General features: G+C 71.3%; 14 protein-coding genes. 4 read left to right on the top strand and 10 right to left on the bottom strand.

Annotation, left to right across the window (positions count from 1 at the left end; all coding sequences use genetic code 11):
- Positions 1-28 precede the first annotated feature (28 nt).
- The gene (locus HJG52_RS10915) at positions 29-1,660 is read right to left on the bottom strand and encodes an alpha/beta fold hydrolase (RefSeq protein ID WP_206070518.1); all 1,632 of its coding nucleotides are present in this window, start codon (positions 1,658-1,660) and stop codon (positions 29-31) included.
- 130 nt (positions 1,661-1,790) lie between these two features.
- Positions 1,791-2,354, bottom strand: a complete 564-nt coding sequence (locus HJG52_RS10910; protein WP_171243613.1) for a hypothetical protein — start codon at positions 2,352-2,354, stop codon at positions 1,791-1,793.
- Between the two features lie 236 nt (positions 2,355-2,590).
- On the opposite strand from HJG52_RS10910, the gene HJG52_RS10905 reads away from it, so the two are divergent.
- Together HJG52_RS10905 and HJG52_RS10900 are read left to right on the top strand one after the other, a co-directional pair.
- Positions 2,591-3,460: a bifunctional methylenetetrahydrofolate dehydrogenase/methenyltetrahydrofolate cyclohydrolase gene (locus HJG52_RS10905; RefSeq protein WP_171243612.1), complete on the top strand. Its 870-nt coding sequence runs from the start codon at positions 2,591-2,593 to the stop codon at positions 3,458-3,460.
- 11 nt (positions 3,461-3,471) lie between these two features.
- The gene (locus HJG52_RS10900) at positions 3,472-3,741 is read left to right on the top strand and encodes a DUF3017 domain-containing protein (RefSeq protein ID WP_206070514.1); all 270 of its coding nucleotides are present in this window, start codon (positions 3,472-3,474) and stop codon (positions 3,739-3,741) included.
- Between the two features lie 126 nt (positions 3,742-3,867).
- On the opposite strand, the gene HJG52_RS10895 is transcribed toward HJG52_RS10900, so the two are convergent.
- Positions 3,868-4,857 carry a malate dehydrogenase gene (locus HJG52_RS10895; protein ID WP_171243611.1) on the bottom strand — a complete coding sequence of 330 codons (990 nt, stop codon included), beginning with the start codon at positions 4,855-4,857 and terminating at the stop codon, positions 3,868-3,870.
- Between the two features lie 174 nt (positions 4,858-5,031).
- Positions 5,032-6,846, bottom strand: a complete 1,815-nt coding sequence (locus HJG52_RS10890; RefSeq protein WP_171243610.1) for a Xaa-Pro dipeptidyl-peptidase — start codon at positions 6,844-6,846, stop codon at positions 5,032-5,034.
- A 113-nt stretch (positions 6,847-6,959) separates the two neighbouring features.
- Between HJG52_RS10890 and HJG52_RS20770 the strand changes: the two genes are divergently transcribed.
- Positions 6,960-7,964 (top strand): GNAT family N-acetyltransferase, encoded by a 1,005-nt coding sequence (locus HJG52_RS20770; RefSeq protein WP_346767685.1) that lies wholly within the window; start codon positions 6,960-6,962, stop codon positions 7,962-7,964.
- Between the two features lie 25 nt (positions 7,965-7,989).
- On the opposite strand, the gene HJG52_RS10875 is transcribed toward HJG52_RS20770, so the two are convergent.
- On the bottom strand, positions 7,990-9,375 hold the full coding sequence (locus HJG52_RS10875; RefSeq protein ID WP_171243609.1) for a C39 family peptidase: 1,386 nt from the start codon (positions 9,373-9,375) through the stop codon (positions 7,990-7,992).
- Positions 9,376-9,480: 105 nt separating this feature from the next.
- Here HJG52_RS10875 and HJG52_RS10870 point away from each other — a divergent pair, with 105 nt between their 5' ends.
- Positions 9,481-10,176, top strand: coding sequence for an arsenate reductase/protein-tyrosine-phosphatase family protein (locus HJG52_RS10870; RefSeq protein ID WP_171243608.1), 696 nt, complete (start codon positions 9,481-9,483; stop codon positions 10,174-10,176).
- Positions 10,177-10,267: 91 nt separating this feature from the next.
- Here HJG52_RS10870 and HJG52_RS10865 read toward each other — a convergent pair whose 3' ends face one another.
- The 5 genes from HJG52_RS10865 to HJG52_RS10845 form a co-directional block, all read right to left on the bottom strand.
- On the bottom strand, positions 10,268-12,484 hold the full coding sequence (locus tag HJG52_RS10865; RefSeq protein ID WP_171243607.1) for an NADP-dependent isocitrate dehydrogenase: 2,217 nt from the start codon (positions 12,482-12,484) through the stop codon (positions 10,268-10,270).
- Positions 12,485-12,659: 175 nt separating this feature from the next.
- Positions 12,660-13,457, bottom strand: coding sequence for an aquaporin Z (aqpZ, locus tag HJG52_RS10860; RefSeq protein WP_171243606.1), 798 nt, complete (start codon positions 13,455-13,457; stop codon positions 12,660-12,662).
- 107 nt (positions 13,458-13,564) lie between these two features.
- Positions 13,565-13,837 (bottom strand): hypothetical protein, encoded by a 273-nt coding sequence (locus tag HJG52_RS10855; protein ID WP_171243605.1) that lies wholly within the window; start codon positions 13,835-13,837, stop codon positions 13,565-13,567.
- Entirely contained in the window at positions 13,834-14,643 is an 810-nt protein-coding gene (locus HJG52_RS10850; RefSeq protein ID WP_171243604.1) for a hypothetical protein, read from the bottom strand. The genes HJG52_RS10855 and HJG52_RS10850 overlap by 4 nt, the downstream gene beginning before the upstream one ends.
- Positions 14,644-14,716: 73 nt before the next feature.
- Complete coding sequence (locus HJG52_RS10845; protein ID WP_171243603.1) at positions 14,717-16,279, bottom strand: S10 family peptidase; 1,563 nt, start codon at positions 16,277-16,279, stop codon at positions 14,717-14,719.
- Between the last annotated feature and the right edge of the window lie 14 nt (positions 16,280-16,293).

Below are 16,293 nucleotides of genomic sequence, written 5' to 3'. Positions count from 1 at the left end.
CGGCCAGCACGGTCGGTGACGCGGATGGTCAGCGGCGCACCGGCTGGTCCGTGATGATCGCGCGCAGGTCGGCCGGCAGGCGGTCGGACCTGGCCGCGCCACGCGCCATGGCCGAGGCGGGCGACGGCGGCGGCACCGCGCCACACTTCAGGTCGGACACGTCGCCCGCCAGGCGTGGCGGCAGCTTGCCGTTGATGAGGTAGTCCGCGATCGCGTAGTCGACGCACCGGACGCCCGACAACGACGAGGCGTGGGTGGTGCCCTTCAGGCCCTCGATCAGCCGTGAGTTGCGGAACGTGGCGCGCGCGGTGCGGGCCCCGGCGATGGGGGTCGCCGCGTCGTTCGTCTCGGAGATCAGCAGGATCGGCGGCACCCCCACGTCCTTCATGGTGGGTCGGGTCGTCGCCTGCTTGGCACCCCAGGTGAGGCAGGGCGCGTTGTACCAGGTGTTGCTCCACGTGAGGAACGGCGCGGTCTGGGCAACCTGGGTGGTCCGGGCCTTCCAGGTGGTCCAGTCCGCCGGGAACGGCGCGTCGGTGCACTGCACCGCGTTGTAGACGGCATACGTGTTGTCCGAGCCGGGGCCGGAGCCGTTGGCGCCGTCGTAGCGGGCGATCATCGGCGCGTAGCTGCCGTTCTTGGCGGCGACGAAGTCCTGCGCGAGACCGGGCCAGTCGTAGACGTAGTAGGCGGCGCTGACGAACGAGTCGAGCCACTCGTCCGGCCCGAGCTTGCCGCCGAGCGGGGACTGCCGCGACGCGTCCAGCAACGACTGCCAGTTCGCGCGGACGGCGGCCGCGGTCGTGCCGAGACCGTAGGTGGTGTTGTTCTGGGCGATCCAGCCGAAGTAGATGTTGAGGTTCTTCTCGAAGGCGGGGTCCTGGGCGAAGTTCGCCTCGTACCAGGCGTCCTTCCAGTCGACGACGCCGTCCCACACCATGCGCCGGACCCGCGAGGGGTATGCCGTGGCGTAGGCCTGGCCGAGGTAGGTGCCGTAGGAGAACCCGTAGAAGTTGATCTGCTGCGCGCGGAACAGCGTCCGGATCGACTCCATGTCGCGGACCCAGTCCCGGGTGGTCATGTGGTCGAGGAGGGCGCCGCCTGCGGCGTCACACTTCGCGGCATACCCGGCGGCCTTGTCGCGCCACACCTGCTCCTGGGCGGGGTCGCTGTAGTCCGGCCGGTTGTAGGGGAAGTAGTTGCCGTCACAGTTGAGCCGCGGCTGGCTGGCACCGACGCCGCGGGGGTCGAAGCCGATCCAGTCGTAGGCGTCGCCGGCGCCCTTCGGCACCCACTGACCGATCTGCGACAGCGCAAGTCCGGAGGCGCCCGGGCCACCGGGGTTGACGAGCATCAGCCCCTGGGCCGAGGAGTCGGCGGTGGTGTGCTTGATCCAGGAGAGCGCGATCTTGATCTTCGGTCCCTTGGGCTGGGCGTAGTCCAGCGGCACCGTCATCAGTCCGCACCGTGCGCCCGACTGCCGCAGACCGGCATCGGAGCAGGTTCCCCAGCTCACGCGCGGCGGCACGTAGGTGCGCAGCTTCGGCGTGGTCGTGCTGGGACCGATCGGCGTGGCCTGCGCCGACATCAAGCCTGCCCCTGAGACGAGCGCGGTGGTGGCGACTGCGGCAGCGACCAGCTGCCGACCGAGCTTTGACACTTTCCCTCCCTGACCTCGTGCCGGCCCACGCCGACACCGAGCAGGAGAACTGTGACAGATGTGGCGGTCTCGGGTGGTGCATTCCGCAGAAGTTGCGGCGTGACCGCGACCGCTCGCGCGGCTGGGGCTTTCAGGAACCGAGCGCGGCCCAGGCGAAGACCGCCCCGATGATCACGATGCCCAGGATGAGTCCGACCAGCAGCGCCCGCCCGAAGGTGAGGCCGCTCCCAGTGGCGGCCGACCCCCACGCCTTAGGGGAGTGGATGTCGAGGCCGTCAGTGCTCGCCCGGCGTGAGACCTGCCTGACCCGCAGCACGAGCACGAGCGCCACCAGGCCGACCAGGGAAGCGGCCGGGCCGAGCCACCAGAAGAGCGGGACGAACACGCCGAACACCAGCGGCAGGAGGGCGCCGGTGACGTACTGGCTCTTGAGACCGGGGGTTGTCGCGATGTCGGAGCGGTGGCGCGCCACGAGTACCGGCAGGCGCAGGCTCACGGCCAGCAGCGCAGCCCCTGCGACGATCGAGGGCCACGCCAGGAGCGAGCGACCGCTGGGGCGGTCGCCCGGGTCGTTGGCCAGCGACGGCAGCTGCAGTGCGAACACGGCGAGCACCGCGACGACGAGCACGCCGACGCACACCACGGCGAACACCTGGAGGTCACGTTCGGCGGGCGTCCGGCTGAGTCGGCTCATCGGGAATCCTCGGGTGTGGTGGCCTGCTCGAGCCAGCGCCACGTGCTCATGATCGCATCGAAGAGCTCGGTGACGAGGAGGGTGGCATCGGAGTCCAGGTCGCCGTCGCCGCTGATACGCGTCCTTCGTCGCTCGTGCGGCAGCCATCATGGCAGGTTCGCGGCGAGAGGCGGCACCGGCTCGGCAGGCGGTGGGGGCAGCGGGCGGCGCGGAGCCGCATGGCAGGATGGGCGACCGTGACAGCAGGCATCCTCGACGGTTCAGCGGTCCTGGCGACCATCAAGGACGAGCTGCGCGGGCGCGTGGCTGCGCTGCGGGAGCGGGGGGTCGTCCCCGGGCTCGGGACCGTCCTCGTCGGCGACGACCCCGGCAGCAAGTGGTATGTCAACGCCAAGCACAAGGACTGCGCCGAGGTCGGCATCACCTCGATCCGCCGTGACCTGCCCGCCGGCACCCCACAGGCCGAGGTCGAGGCGGTCATCGACGAGCTCAACGCCGACCCCGAGTGCACCGGGTTCCTGGTGCAGCAGCCGACCGGGCTCGACGAGTTCGCGCTGCTGTCCCGGGTCGACCCGAGCAAGGACGTCGACGGCCTGCACCCCACCAACCTCGGCTGGCTCGTGCTCGGCAAGGAGGCGCCGCTGCCGTGCACGCCGGCCGGGTGCATCGAGCTGCTGCGCCGCTACGACGTGCCGATCGCCGGCGCCCGCGTCGCCATCGTCGGCCGCGGCATCACGGTGGGTCGCCCGCTCGGACTGATGCTGACCCGGCGTTCTGAGAACGCCACGGTTGTCCTGTGCCACACCGGAACTCGCGACCTGGCAGCCGAGGTGCGCCAGGCCGACATCGTGGTCGCCGCCGCCGGCCAGCCCGGCCTCGTCACCGCCGACATGGTCAAGCCCGGTGCCGCCGTGCTCGACGTCGGGGTGAGCCGCATCGTCGCCGAGGACGGCAAGTCCAAGGTGGCCGGCGACGTGGCCGCCGACGTGCGTGAGGTCGCCGGCTGGGTGAGCCCCAACCCCGGCGGTGTCGGCCCGATGACCCGAGCCATGCTCCTGTCCAACATCGTCGCGGCTGCCGAACGCGCCGCCGACGCGGACGCCTGACGGAGGCGCCCGTGGCGACGCCCAAGCTCGGCTGGTGGTGGGTCGTCGCCCCGATCCTCGCGCTGGGCCTGCTCGCCTGCGCCTTCGACCGCATCCTGCTCGGCGGCTACCTGCTCGCCGCGGGCGCCGGTCTCGGCGCGATCATCCGGCTGGTCCTGCCGAAGGCGGACGCCGGCGGCCTCGCCGTGCGCTCGCGACTGGTCGACGTGACGGTGCTGGTGGGCTTCGCCCTGGCCCTGGCCTTCCTCACCAGCGTCGTGGACCTGCGCCCGCTTCCCTGACCCGGGAAGCCAGCGACGCGGCATACCCGCGCATCGGTCACGAGAAACGGCGTTTGCGCGGTAACACCACGAGCAACAGCTGGTGGGTATGCCGCGCAACTGCCGTTGTGCCCAAGCGCGTCTGGCTCAGATCAGGCCCAGGCCCTTGACGGCCTCGCGCTCCTCGGCGAGCTCCTTGGTGGAGGCGTCGATCTTGCCGCGCGAGAAGTCGTCGATCTCCAGGCCCTGGACGATCTCCCACTCGCCGTCCTTGACGGTGACGGGGAACGAGGAGATGAGCCCCTCGGGCACGTCGTAGGAGCCGTCGGACACGACCGACATCGACACCCAGTCACCCTCGGGGGTGCCGAGTGCCCAGTCGCGGACGTGGTCGATCGTGGCCGAGGCGGCGGACGCGGCCGACGACGCACCGCGGGCGTCGATGATCGCGGCGCCACGCTTGGCGACGGTGGGGATGAACGTGTTCGCCAGCCAGTCCTGGTCGTTCACGGCCTCGGCGGCGTTCTTGCCACCGACCTCGGCGTGGAACAGGTCGGGGTACTGGGTCGCGGAGTGGTTGCCCCAGATGGTCATCTTGCGGATCTCGGTGACGGGGACGCCGAGCTTGGCCGCGAGCTGGGAGATGGCGCGGTTGTGGTCCAGGCGGGTGAGCGCCGCGAACCGCTCCTGCGGGATGTCGGGGGCGTTGCTCATCGCGATGAGGGCGTTGGTGTTGGCCGGGTTGCCGGTCACCGTGACGCGGATGTCGTCGGCGGCGACCTTGTTCAGGGCCTTGCCCTGCGGGGCGAAGATGCCGCCGTTGGCCTCGAGCAGGTCACCGCGCTCCATGCCGGGACCGCGCGGGCGGGCGCCGACGAGCAGGGCGTGGTTGACGCCGTCGAACATCTTCTCCGCGTCGTCGCCGATCTCGACCTTGGCCAGCGTCGGGAACGCGCAGTCGTCGAGCTCCATGACGACGCCCTCGAGCGCCTTGAGGGCCGGCGTGATCTCGAGGAGACGCAGCTCGACGGGGGTGTCCGGGCCGAAGATCGCACCGCTGGCGATGCGGAACAGGAGGCTGTAGCCGATCTGGCCGGCTGCGCCGGTGACGGCGACCTTGACGGGGGTTGTGCTCACGGGTGTGCCCTTCTGGCCGAGGTGGGGTCCAACAGCGATGGGTATGCCGCGTGGGCGCGTCGTCGCTGCTCTCACCCGACGCTAGCAAAGGGCCGGAGCGGGGGTGCGGGCGCCCGATCCGCTGGGTGGCCGACGACGCGCCGGGGAACGCCGGCGCGTCGTCAGCCAACCGGGTCAGAGGCGGCCGCCGACGACCGGCAGCGTGACGGTGGTGCGCTTGAGGTCGACGTCGACCGTGCCGCCGGGGGCGGGCCGCACGGTGAACTCGTTGTCGCTGGAGTAGATGACGATCCCGAGCCGGGAGCCCGCAGGCACGACCGAGTCCTTGGGCTGCAGGTTGACCGTCGTGCGCACCGGCTGGTTGGCGTTGACCGGGTTCTCCCGCGACAGCGAGGTGCGGTTGCGCGGGTCGGCCCAGCCGCGGGTCAGCACGGTGGCCTTGCCGTCCGGGGCGTACGACACGAGCGCGACCGACTGGTTCATCCGCGCAGCGCTGTAGCGGGCTGTCAGGGTGACCGACGGGGTGCCGCTCAGGTGGGTGTCGCGGGCGAGTGGCTCGGTGGTGAACAGCAGCCGGTTCCGCGAAGCATGGGCGGCGGCGAGGGTGGCCAGCCGGACCGATGCGTCGTCCACGATCCGCTGGTCGCTCATCGACCTCGGACCGGTCGTCAGGGTGCCGACCGCAGAGCCATTGCCACCGGGGCGCAGGGTGAGGGGCGCCGACCCGGGCACCGGCCACTCGGCATACGGCGTCGGGTTCTGCCGGCTGGCGCCCTCGCGCACCACCCAGGCGCGCGGGTCGCCCTCGACACCGTTCTGGACGTCCCACAGGTAGCGGGTGAACCACTTGTTCATGAGGGTGTCCGTCGGGGCGCCGCCGTGGCCGCCCTGGTGCCAGTAGACCTGGTGGGGAACGCCCTGGGCGCGCAGCGCCGCATAGAACTGGGCGGCGTTCTTCGTCATGACGTTGAAGTCGTTGAAGCCGTGGGCAACCAGCGTCGCCGCGCGCACGTTGCCGACGTCCTGCATGTAGTCGCGTTCGGCCCAGAACGGCGAGTAGTCCCCGGTGACGCGGTCCTGCTCCCGGGCGATCTCGTCGAGCGCCGGCTGGCAGACCGGGCGGTCCGAACGGGTCAGGACGGCGTCGGCCAGCACGTCGAGGTCCTCGCCCTGATAGCCGCCGGGGGCCCGCACGAGCCCCTGCGAGCGGTAGTAGTCGTACCAGTTGGAAATGGCTGACACAGGCACGATCGCCTTGAGGTTCGGGACCCCGGTGGTCGCGACGGCGATGGGCAGCGTGCCGTTGTAGGACGTGCCGGTCATGCCGACGTTGCCCGTCGTCCACGACGGGCTCGGCACAGGCTCCTGCGCGTCGCGGCTGGCGAACCCCTTGGCGCGACCGCCGAGCCAGTCGACGACCGCCTTGCCGCCGAGCGTCTCGTTGCGGCCACCGCTCGTGGGGCAGCCATCGGACAGTCCCGTGCCCGGCGACTCGGAGTGCACCACCGCGAATCCCCTTGGGATCCAAGTGGATTCGTAACCGCGGCTGATGACCGGGCTGGTGTTGCGGGCGGTGAAGGGCGGGGTCTCGGGGCGAGACGAAGGCGGGTCGCCGAGCTCGTGGTCGACGTCCCAGTTGCTCGCGTTCGCCAGACCCGCGTAGTAGGGGCTGTCCTCGTAGATGACGGGCACCTTGACCCCGTCGGCGGTCTCGGCCGGTCGCGCCAGCGACACGTGCACCCGGTCGAGGCGTCCGTCGCGGTCGGAGTCGGACTCGGTCTCCACCCACAGCTCCTGGCGGATCCACGTGGCGGGGTCGGCGTTGAACACCGGCTGGCTCTGGCCGTCGACGACCACGGGACCGGTGGCCCCGGCTACGGCCGGCTGGGGTGCGGCGGTCGCCGACGACTGGCTGACGAGGCAGGAGGCGAGGACGGTTGCCGCGGCGGTGGCGGCGAGGGCAGGTTTGGCAAGGCGACGCGTGGGCATCATCGACTCCGAACTCGGGTGCGGACCGGCGGATGGCCCGACGCTACTTCCCGGCAGCGCCCGTGTCGCGGCGAGAACGCGGCCCTGACCTGATGGCCTCGTAGGGTGGGGTGGTGCCCACTCCCGATTTCATCGTGTCGCTGCGGGAGAAGATCGGGACCGACCTGCTGTTCCTCTCCGGCGTCGCCGGGGTCGTGCGCAACGACGCCGGCCAGGTGCTCCTCGGTCGCCGGTCCGACACCGGTCTCTGGTCGGTCCCGAGCGGGATCCTCGAGCCCGGCGAGCAGCCTGCGGAGGGCCTCGCCCGCGAGATCGAGGAGGAGACCTGCGTCGTCGTGTCCGTGGACTCGGTCGTGTCGGTGTGGACCCTGCCCGAGATGACCTACCCGAACGGCGACCGGTCCCAGTACCTCGACGTCTGCTTCCTGTGCAGCCACGTGTCGGGTGAGCCCGCCGTCGGTGACGGCGAGCTCACCGAGGTGGCGTGGTTCGACCCCGACTCCCTCCCGGACGACCTCGGCCCGAGCGCACGGCTCAAGCTCGAGCGGGCACTCGCCTTCACCGGACGCGCCACCTTCGACGGCGACCGGTATGCCGCCGTCCCCGGCCCGGGTGCCGACCGCACCGAGCGCAGGGTGCTCGCCACGTTTCGCGACGGCGACCGGGACGTGGTGGTCCGGCGCGCCACCGACGCAGACCTGCCCGCGATCGTGCGCCTCCTCGCCGACGACGAGCTGGGGGCGACCCGCGAGGACGAAGGTGACCTCGCGGCATACCGGCGCGGTCTTGCCGCCATCGACGCCGACCCGCACCAGCTTCTCGTCGTCCTCGACGACGACGGTGAGGTGGTCGGGACGCTCCAGCTGACGCTCATCCCCGGGATCTCGCACCAGGGCGCGTGGCGTGCGCAGATCGAGGCGGTGCGGGTCGCGGCCGACCGACGCGGCAGCGGTCTCGGTGGGCAGATGGTGCAGTGGGCGGTGCAGGAGAGCCGCAGTCGCGGCGCACGAGTGGTGCAGCTGACGAGCAACGCCGTCCGGGCCGACGCGCGACGGTTCTACGAGCGCCTCGGGTTCATCCCCAGCCACACCGGGTTCAAGCTGCCGCTGAGCGACTGAACGCCTGACGGCGCGGCCGGCGACCTCACCAGTTGGCCTCGCGCGGCGCCTTGGGCAGCTTCACGGTGGGCGGCCGCATGACGTAGACCGTGCCGCCGGAGTGGGGCACCCACGCGTTCTCGAACTGGTCGCGCCGGTAGGTCACCCGTACCTCGTCGTTGTCCGGGATGAGGTGGGATGCGGGGTCGTTGACGACGACGTCGCCGTTCGACGCGAACCCGACGATGACGAGCAGGTGCCCGTTGGTGCCGTAGCCGGCGCCGTCCATGTCACCCTTCGCGAAGGACACCGACGCCACGAGCGGGATCCCGGCCGCGACGAATGCCTCGGCCTCTGCCAGCGAACGCAGCCGCGTGACGAAGCCCTCGAGCCCGAACTCCGCGGCATACGCCGTGTTGTAGGGCCAGTTGCCGGCGCCGTCGTAGCGGTAGTCGAAGACGTTCCGCGCCGCGAAGTCGACCGTGGCGTCGACGGGTGGGTCGACCCACGCAAGGTCGGCCGCTGTCGGCCCAACTCCCCAGTGCCCCAACACCATTGACGTCGACGTGGGGGAGCACCAGGCCTCGCCGCCGTTGTCCCACTGGGGGTAGTGGCCGATGTGCACCTCCTGCGACAGCGTCGGCACGTCGAGCGTGCGCACCACCCCGGTGGGGGCGCTGGTCGCGACGGTCGAATCGCCCGGCAGGTTCGAGGCGACGGCACCGACCAGGGTCACCGCGGGCGTCGCGGCCGACCCCACGCGGCGCAGCAGGACGACCCGCAGCTGCCAGTCGCGCAGCACGTGGTCGTTCAGCGTGGCCAGGGTGTCGACGTAGACGGTGGCGTGCTCGGTGCCCTGCCGGCCGACCGACGTGCGGTGGATGGCGCCGCCGTCGGCCGGGTCGTCGCTGGCCCAGCGGCCCAGGACGTACCAGCCGGTGAGCGTGCCGTCGTCGGCCGTGCCCCGCACGAGCACCTCGAGCCACGTGCCGTCCGGCGTGGTGGCGTTCCACGAGGCGATGAGCTCGGTGAGCGGGAACGGCGGTGTCACGACCGGCGAGGTCCAGGTCGCCGTCTCGTAGTCGACGGCCGTGCCGTCGCCGTACGGGTCGGTGTAGGACCTCGTGCCCGTGGCGCGGTCGATGACGAGGCCGCCCCGCCCGACCGCGGTGCCGTCGTGGGAGCCCTTGCGCAGGTGCTGCCCCCGCCAGGCGTGGAACTCGATGTGTCGTGGGCCGGGCGACGGTGGGGCGGCCGCGCCCCCGATGCCTTGGTATGCCGCCCGCCCGCCGTTCGCGGACGCCTCACCGGTCGCGGTCACGAGCGTTGCCGCCACGGCGGCTCCGGCGCCGAGGACGGCCCGGCGGGTGAGGGGCGGGATCGCGAGCGAGGAGCGAGGCGACGAGGGCTGTGAAAGTTTTCCACGCGGCATACCCCCTGAGCGTAAACGGTTTCCGACATCCTGCCACCGGAAACGGGCGGGCTTCCCGAGGGGGTGGTTTGACGCGACCACATTGCCTCAGTCACCATTGAGGCAATGTCAGGGGACTGGGCGGGCGACCTCGGTGCGCGGGTGCGGGTGCACGCCGCGCTGGCCGACGCAACCCGGCTGCAGCTCGTCGACCTGCTGACCATCGGCAACCTCACCGCCTCGGAGGCGGGCGCAGCGATGGGCGTGCCGTCCAACCTGCTGGCCTTCCACCTGCGGACCCTCGAGCGAGCCGGGCTCGTGGTGCGGCACCGGTCCGAGGGTGACGGGCGCCGCTCGTACCTCGCGCTGGGGCCGGCGGCCCGGATGCCCGGACTCGACCTCGCGACGGCGCCGGTCCTGCCAGGCCACGCGCCCCGACGGGTGCTGTTCGTGTGCACGGCCAACAGCGCCCGGTCCCACCTCGCCGCTGCCCTGTGGCGGCAGGCGAGCCCGATCGCCGCCGCCTCGGCGGGTACCCACCCCGGCGAGCGCATCAACCCCGGCATCGTGGCGACTGCCCGCCGCCACCGCCTGCCCCTGCCGCAGGTGGCGCCGCAGCATTTCGACCAGGCCCTGCGCGACGACGACCTCGTGGTCACCGTCTGCGACCGCGCCCACGAGGAGCTCGGTGGGCTGGGGTGGGCGCACTGGTCGGTGCCCGACCCCGTGCGCAAGGGCACGCCCGCCGCCTTCGACGCGGCCTACGAAGACCTCACAGCCCGAGTCGATGCACTGGCTCCGCGGCTGGCGCAGGCGTCCTGAGACCCCCTGCCCAGGACGGAGGCCCGGACCATTTCCCCCCGATGGTCCGGGCCTCAACTTTTGGCACGCTCCGGGATGCCGGCAGCGTCGTTCAGCTGTCGGTCAGCCGGGCCAGCACCTCGTTGAAGGTCGCCGACGGACGCATCACGGCGGCCGCCTTGGCCGGGTCGGGGCGGTAGTAGCCACCGATGTCGGCCGGGCTGCCCTGGACGCCGATGAGCTCCTCGTCGATGGTGGCCTTGTTGCTCGTCAGGGCCTCGGCCACGGGGGCGAAGGCGGCGGCGAGCTCGGCGTCCTCGGTCTGCTTGGCCAGCTCCTGTGCCCAGTAGAGCGCGAGGTAGAAGTGGCTGCCGCGGTTGTCGATCTGCCCCACCTTGCGGGCCGGTGACTTGTTCTCGTTCAGGAGCGTCTCGGTGGCCCGGTCGAGGGTGTCGGCGAGCACCCGCGCACGCGGGTTGTCGTCGTGGTCGGCCTCGTGCCGGAAGCTCTCGGCCAGCGCCATGAACTCGCCCAGGCTGTCCCAGCGCAGGTAGTTCTCGCCGACCAGCTGCTGCACGTGCTTGGGAGCCGAACCGCCGGCGCCCGTCTCGAACAGGCCGCCACCGTTCATGAGCGGCACGACCGAGAGCATCTTCGCGGAGGTGCCGAGCTCGAGGATCGGGAAGAGGTCGGTGTTGTAGTCACGCAGCACGTTGCCGGTGACCGAGATCGTGTTCTCTTCCTTGCGGATCCGCTCGACCGAGAGGGTCGCGGCCTCGACCGGTGACATGATCCGGATGTCGAGGCCCTCGGTGTCGTGGTCGCCGAGGTACTCCTTGACCTTGGCGATGAGGTTGCGGTCGTGGGCGCGGGACTCGTCCAGCCAGAAGACGGCCGGGTCGCCCGTCGCGCGGGCACGGGTGACGGCCAGCTTGACCCAGTCGCGGATCGGGGCGTCCTTGGTCTGGCAGGCGCGCCAGATGTCGCCCTGCTGCACCTCGTGGTCCAGCAGCACCTCGCCCGCGGAGTTGACGACCTGCACCCGGCCCGGCTCGGTGATCTCGAAGGTCTTGTCGTGGCTGCCGTACTCCTCGGCCTTCTGCGCCATGAGGCCGACGTTGGGCACCGAGCCCATGGTGGTCGGGTCGAACGCGCCGTTCGCGCGGCAGTCGTCGATGACGGCCTGGTAGACGCCGGCATACGAGCTGTCCGGGATGACCGCGAGGGTGTCGGCCTCCTCGCCGTCCGGGCCCCACATGTGGCCCGAGGTGCGGATCATGGCCGGCATCGAGGCGTCGATGATGACGTCGCTCGGCACGTGGAGGTTGGTGATCCCCTTGTCGGAGTTGACCATCGCGAGCCGCGGGCCGTCGGCGATCTCGGCCTCGATGGAGGCGCGGATCTCCTCGCCGTTCGACAGGCCCGACAGGCCGTCGAGGATCGAGGCGAGCCCGTTGTTGGGTGAGAGGCCGGCCTCGGCGAGGTCGGCGCCGTACTGGGTGAACGTCTTGGGGAAGAACGCCCGCACGACGTGGCCGAAGATGATCGGGTCGGACACCTTCATCATCGTGGCCTTGAGGTGCACCGAGAAGAGCAGTCCCTCGGCCTTGGCCCGGGCGACCTGCTCGGTCAGGAAGGCGTCGAGTGCGGCGGCCCGCATGACGGTGGCGTCGACGACCTCGCCCTCGAGGACCTTGAGGCCGTCCTTGAGGACCTTCACCTCGTCGTCGGTGACATGCTGGATCGTCAGGGTGTCGTCGGCCGGCATGACGACGGACTGCTCGTTGCTGCGGAAGTCGTCCTGGCCCATCGTGGCCACAGTGGTCCGGGAGTCACCGGTCCACGCCCCCATCGAGTGCGGGTGCTTGCGGGCGTAGTTCTTGACGGCGAGGGGAGCGCGGCGGTCCGAGTTCCCCTCGCGCAGAACGGGGTTCACGGCACTGCCCTTGACCGCGTCGTAGCGGGCGCGGACGTCCTTCTCAGCATCCGTGGACGGCTCGTCCGGGTAGTCGGGCAGGGCGTAGCCCTGCGACTGCAGCTCCTTGATCGCCGCCTTCAGCTGCGGCACCGAGGCGGAGATGTTGGGGAGCTTGATGATGTTGGCCTCGGGCGTGGTCGCCAGCTGGCCGAGCTCGGCGAGCGCGTCGCCGATGCGCTGGTCCTCGGGGAGCTGGTCGTCGAAGGCGGCGATGATGCGTCCCGCGAGCGAGATGTCGCGGGTCTCGACGTCGACCCCGGCCGTGCCGGCGAAGGACTCGATGACCGGCAGGAACGAGTAGGTCGCCAGCATCGGCGCCTCATCGGTGATGGTGTAGATGATCTTGGCCATGGTGCGCGTCGACGCTCCTCGCTGTGGTGGACGGATTATCTTGACGTCAAGAGAAATCCTAGCGGACTCCAGGCGCGCTCAGGCTATGGCCCGGGGCGAGGGCAGGCAAAGGTATGCCGCCGTCCCCGGCTCGGGGACGGCGGCATACCCGCGTCGTCGTGAGGGTGTGGATCGCTCAGGTGACGTCCGGCGTGAGCACCTCGGGGTCGGAGACGCCGACGATGTCCTCGGCGCGGCGGTCGACGCCGGTGACCAGGTGGTAGGTCGCACCGGCGATCGCCGCACCGACGATCGGCGCCAGCCAGAACGCCCAGAGCTGTCCGGGTGCACCGTTGCCGTTGAAGAAGGCGACGGCGGTCGAGCGGGCCGGGTTGACCGAGGTGTTGCTGATCGGGATCGAGATGAGGTGGATCAGCGTCAGCGCGAAGCCGATGGCCAGCGGCGCGAAGCCCGAGGGCGCGCGCTCGTCGGTGACGCCGAGGATGACGTAGAGGAAGAACGCGGTGAGGATCGCCTCGGCGGCCAGGACCGCGGTCAGCGTGTAGCCGCCGGGGGAGTGGTCGCCGTAGCCGTTGGCCGCGAGGTTGCCGGTGACCTCGAACCCGGGGACGCCGCGCGCGATGCCCCACAGCGCCAGGCCCGCGAGGAGGCCGCCCACGACCTGGACGATGATGTAGGCCGGCACGTCCTTCCACGGGAACCGCCTGGCCACGGCGACACCGATCGTCACGGCCGGGTTGAAGTGCGCACCCGACACGTAACCCACGGCATACGCCATCGTCAGCACGGTGAGCCCGAACGCGAGGGCGACGCCGAGGAAGCCGATGCCGAGCTGCACGGCGGTGCCACCCGCGGTGATGTTCGGCACCAGGAACTTCGCGGCGAAGATCGCGCTGCCGCAGCCGCCGAACACGAGCCAGAAGGTGCCCAGCGCCTCGGCGAGCAGTCGCCTCTGCAGCGGGGGTGTTTTCATGCCCTTGCTCCTTTGTCCACGCTGGCGGGCGCGTCGGGCGACCCGCATCGCCCACCACTGTGGCGCACTCTGCCCGGTTTGCCCACGGCGACGCACCGCGCGCCGGGTCACGGAGCGGTTTCGTCCCGTTCGAGCAGGCCGTGGGCGACGAGCTGCTCGAGCACCGCCCGGGTGGCGGACTGCGGGTCCGCGTCGCCCGGTGGCGGGCCGTGGGCGGCGACCAGCCGCGCCGCGAGCTCGCCATCGCCTCGCCACGTGACCGCGAGGTCGAGCACGGTCGTGGCGAGGGCGCTCAGGCGCACGACCTGCGCGCCGACCAGCACCACCGCCTCACCCTCGTGGTCGATGCGGTCCGTCGGCGGCACGGCGCGCACCATCATGGCGTCACCCCCTCGTCGAGGAGGGGCCGAAGGTCGGTCGCGTCGCGGTAGGTGACGCGCCGCAGGCCGCCGACGGCGTCGACGAGTGCGGCCAGGCGCCGGAGGGGGCGGTCCAGCGCGGCGAGGTGGGAGACCTGCTGGGTCAGGGCGACCACGGCGCCCAGCGGGTCGAACAGCTCGGTCGTGGGCGGCCCTTCATGGTCGTCGCGGCGGTCGAGGAGCCACAGCGCGCGCAACGTCACCGGGCCGGTCGGTGCGGTGAGGCCGAGCGCTCGCGGCGGCGTCTCGTCCTTGAGCAGGCTGCCCGGTGCGCGACGGATCGACAGCGGCTTGGGGTAGGGACGGATCGCCAGGTCGTCGGCGACGGCGACGGTCTCGTCGGTCACGTAGCCGAGGCCGGGTCCGAGGGTGCGCACGAGCGTCGTCTTCCCGGTGCCGCCCGGGGCGACGAACGCGTGCGCGGCCCCGGTGGCCGGGTCGGCGAGGCAGGCGGCGTGGAGCAGGTGGAGCCGACCGGCGAGGGCGTCGATGGCCGCCACGGTGATGCGTTGCGTGAGGACCTGCAGGAGGTCATCGGTATGCCGCCGTGAGACCTGGCCGGCCGCGTCGGCGGCGCGGCCGGTCGCCTCGTCGGTGTCGTGGACGACCTCGACCGTCGCGGTGGGTGGATCCTCGGGGAGGGCGTCGGCCGGGCAGAGGTCCCAGAGGTCGGGGAGGCGGTCGAGGACCTCGTCCGCGCGGTCACCGGTCACCTCGGTGACGACGCGCACGCCCATCGCGTCCACGGCATACCGCCCGCGTCTCACCTCGGTGCCTCCTTGCGTCTGCGTGAATGGCGGCCATGACCACCACTCACGCAGACGCGGCGAGCGGCCAGGGTCACTGGTTGCTGGCGCGCTCCACGAACGCGGCAAGGTCGGCGGACTGCTGGAGCCGGCTGGGCTCGTGGACGTACATCATGTGGCCGGCGTCGTAGTAGTCGTGGTGCAGGTTGGTGCGCAGCTCGGCCGGGATGTCGAGGTGGGCCATCGCGTCCTCGGCGGCCCAGTAGGGCGTGGCCCCGTCGTAGTAGCCGTAGGACACGTGGACCTGGAGGTGCGGGTTGGCGCGCATCGCCCGGGCCAGCTTGCCGCTGACGTCGACCGGCTTGCCCTCGAACTCCTTGTAGCTCCACTCCTTGAAGGCCCGGCTGGAACTGGTCGTGTAGGGCAGGTCCTGGCGGTAGCCGAGCTCCTCACTCAGGTAGTGGTTGAGGGCGGCCGTGTAGGGGCCCGTGATCGCGTCCATCGACGGGTCGGCGTCCCACGTGGCGGCGTTGCCGTGGGCCAGGGGACCGGTGAAGCGCGAGTCGAGGCGCCCGACGGCCAGCCCCTCGTCGCGCAGCAGCTCGGTGAAGAAGTGCACGTGCTCGACCCGCAGGTCGGCGCGGTCGACGTAGTCCTCGGACAGGCCGATGAGGCCGGCGAGCCGAGAGACGTGCTCGGCTCGCTCGGCCCTGGTGAGGCGCGACCCGCGGGCCAGCGCCCACGGGTAGTCGCGCTCGGCGTACTCCTGCGCCTCCGCGAGCACGGTCTTGAGCGCCTTGCGGCCGTGCTTGCCGTGGTAGTGCGCGGTCGCCGCGTACGTGGGCAGGTAGTCGACGTACGCCCGGTCGTTGCGGTACTCGAAGTCGACGGTGTCGAGATCGATGACCGAGCTGATGAGCATGATGCCGTTGAGGTAGAGGCCGTAGTGCGACTGGAGGTGCTCCGCCAGGGCCGACGCGCGGATGGTGCCGTACGACTCGCCGGCGACGAACTTCGGTGACAGCCAACGGCCTTCGCGGCTCGTCCAGAGCCGGATCAGCTCACCGACGCTCTCGATGTCCTTGGTGAACCCGTGGAAGTCCTTGGCCTTGCCGCCCTCGACCGCGCGCGAGTACCCAGTCGAGACGGGGTCGATGAAGACGAGGTCGGAGACGGCCAGCAGCGACTGTGGGTTGTCGACGAGCGCGTAGGGCGGCGGGGTGAGGTCGCCGACGTCGCCGGAGTCCACGCGCCGCGGCCCGAGCAGCCCGAGGTGCAGCCAGACCGAGCTCGACCCGGGGCCACCGTTGAAGGCGAACGTCACCGGGCGGTTGGTCCCCTTGGGGACGTCGGCGACGTATGCCGTGAGGTTGAGCTCGGCCTTCGCACGCAACCCCTTGAAGACGTCGTCCTCGAAGACCTCCTCGCGCAGCACGACCCGACCGGTCGTGGCGCTGTAGCGAAGCTTGCGGCGCCCGATCGAGATGGTGTGCTGGGTGGTGACGAGGTCGTCCTTCGGCGGTGCGGGGGTCGTCGTCACCGTCGTGGTGTCGGTCGAGGTCGTGGTGGTGTCGCCCTCCCGGCTCGCAGTCGGTGCCGTCGCCGCGGGGGTCGTCGGCGTCGAGGAGGTGGGGCGGTCGGCCGCGTCGTCGCTCATGGTCCGCACCCTAG

Source organism: Knoellia koreensis (assembly GCF_013041615.1).
Taxonomy (GTDB): Bacteria; Actinomycetota; Actinomycetes; order Actinomycetales; family Dermatophilaceae; genus Pedococcus; species Pedococcus koreensis.
This window is presented reverse-complemented; position numbering and strand designations above follow the sequence as displayed.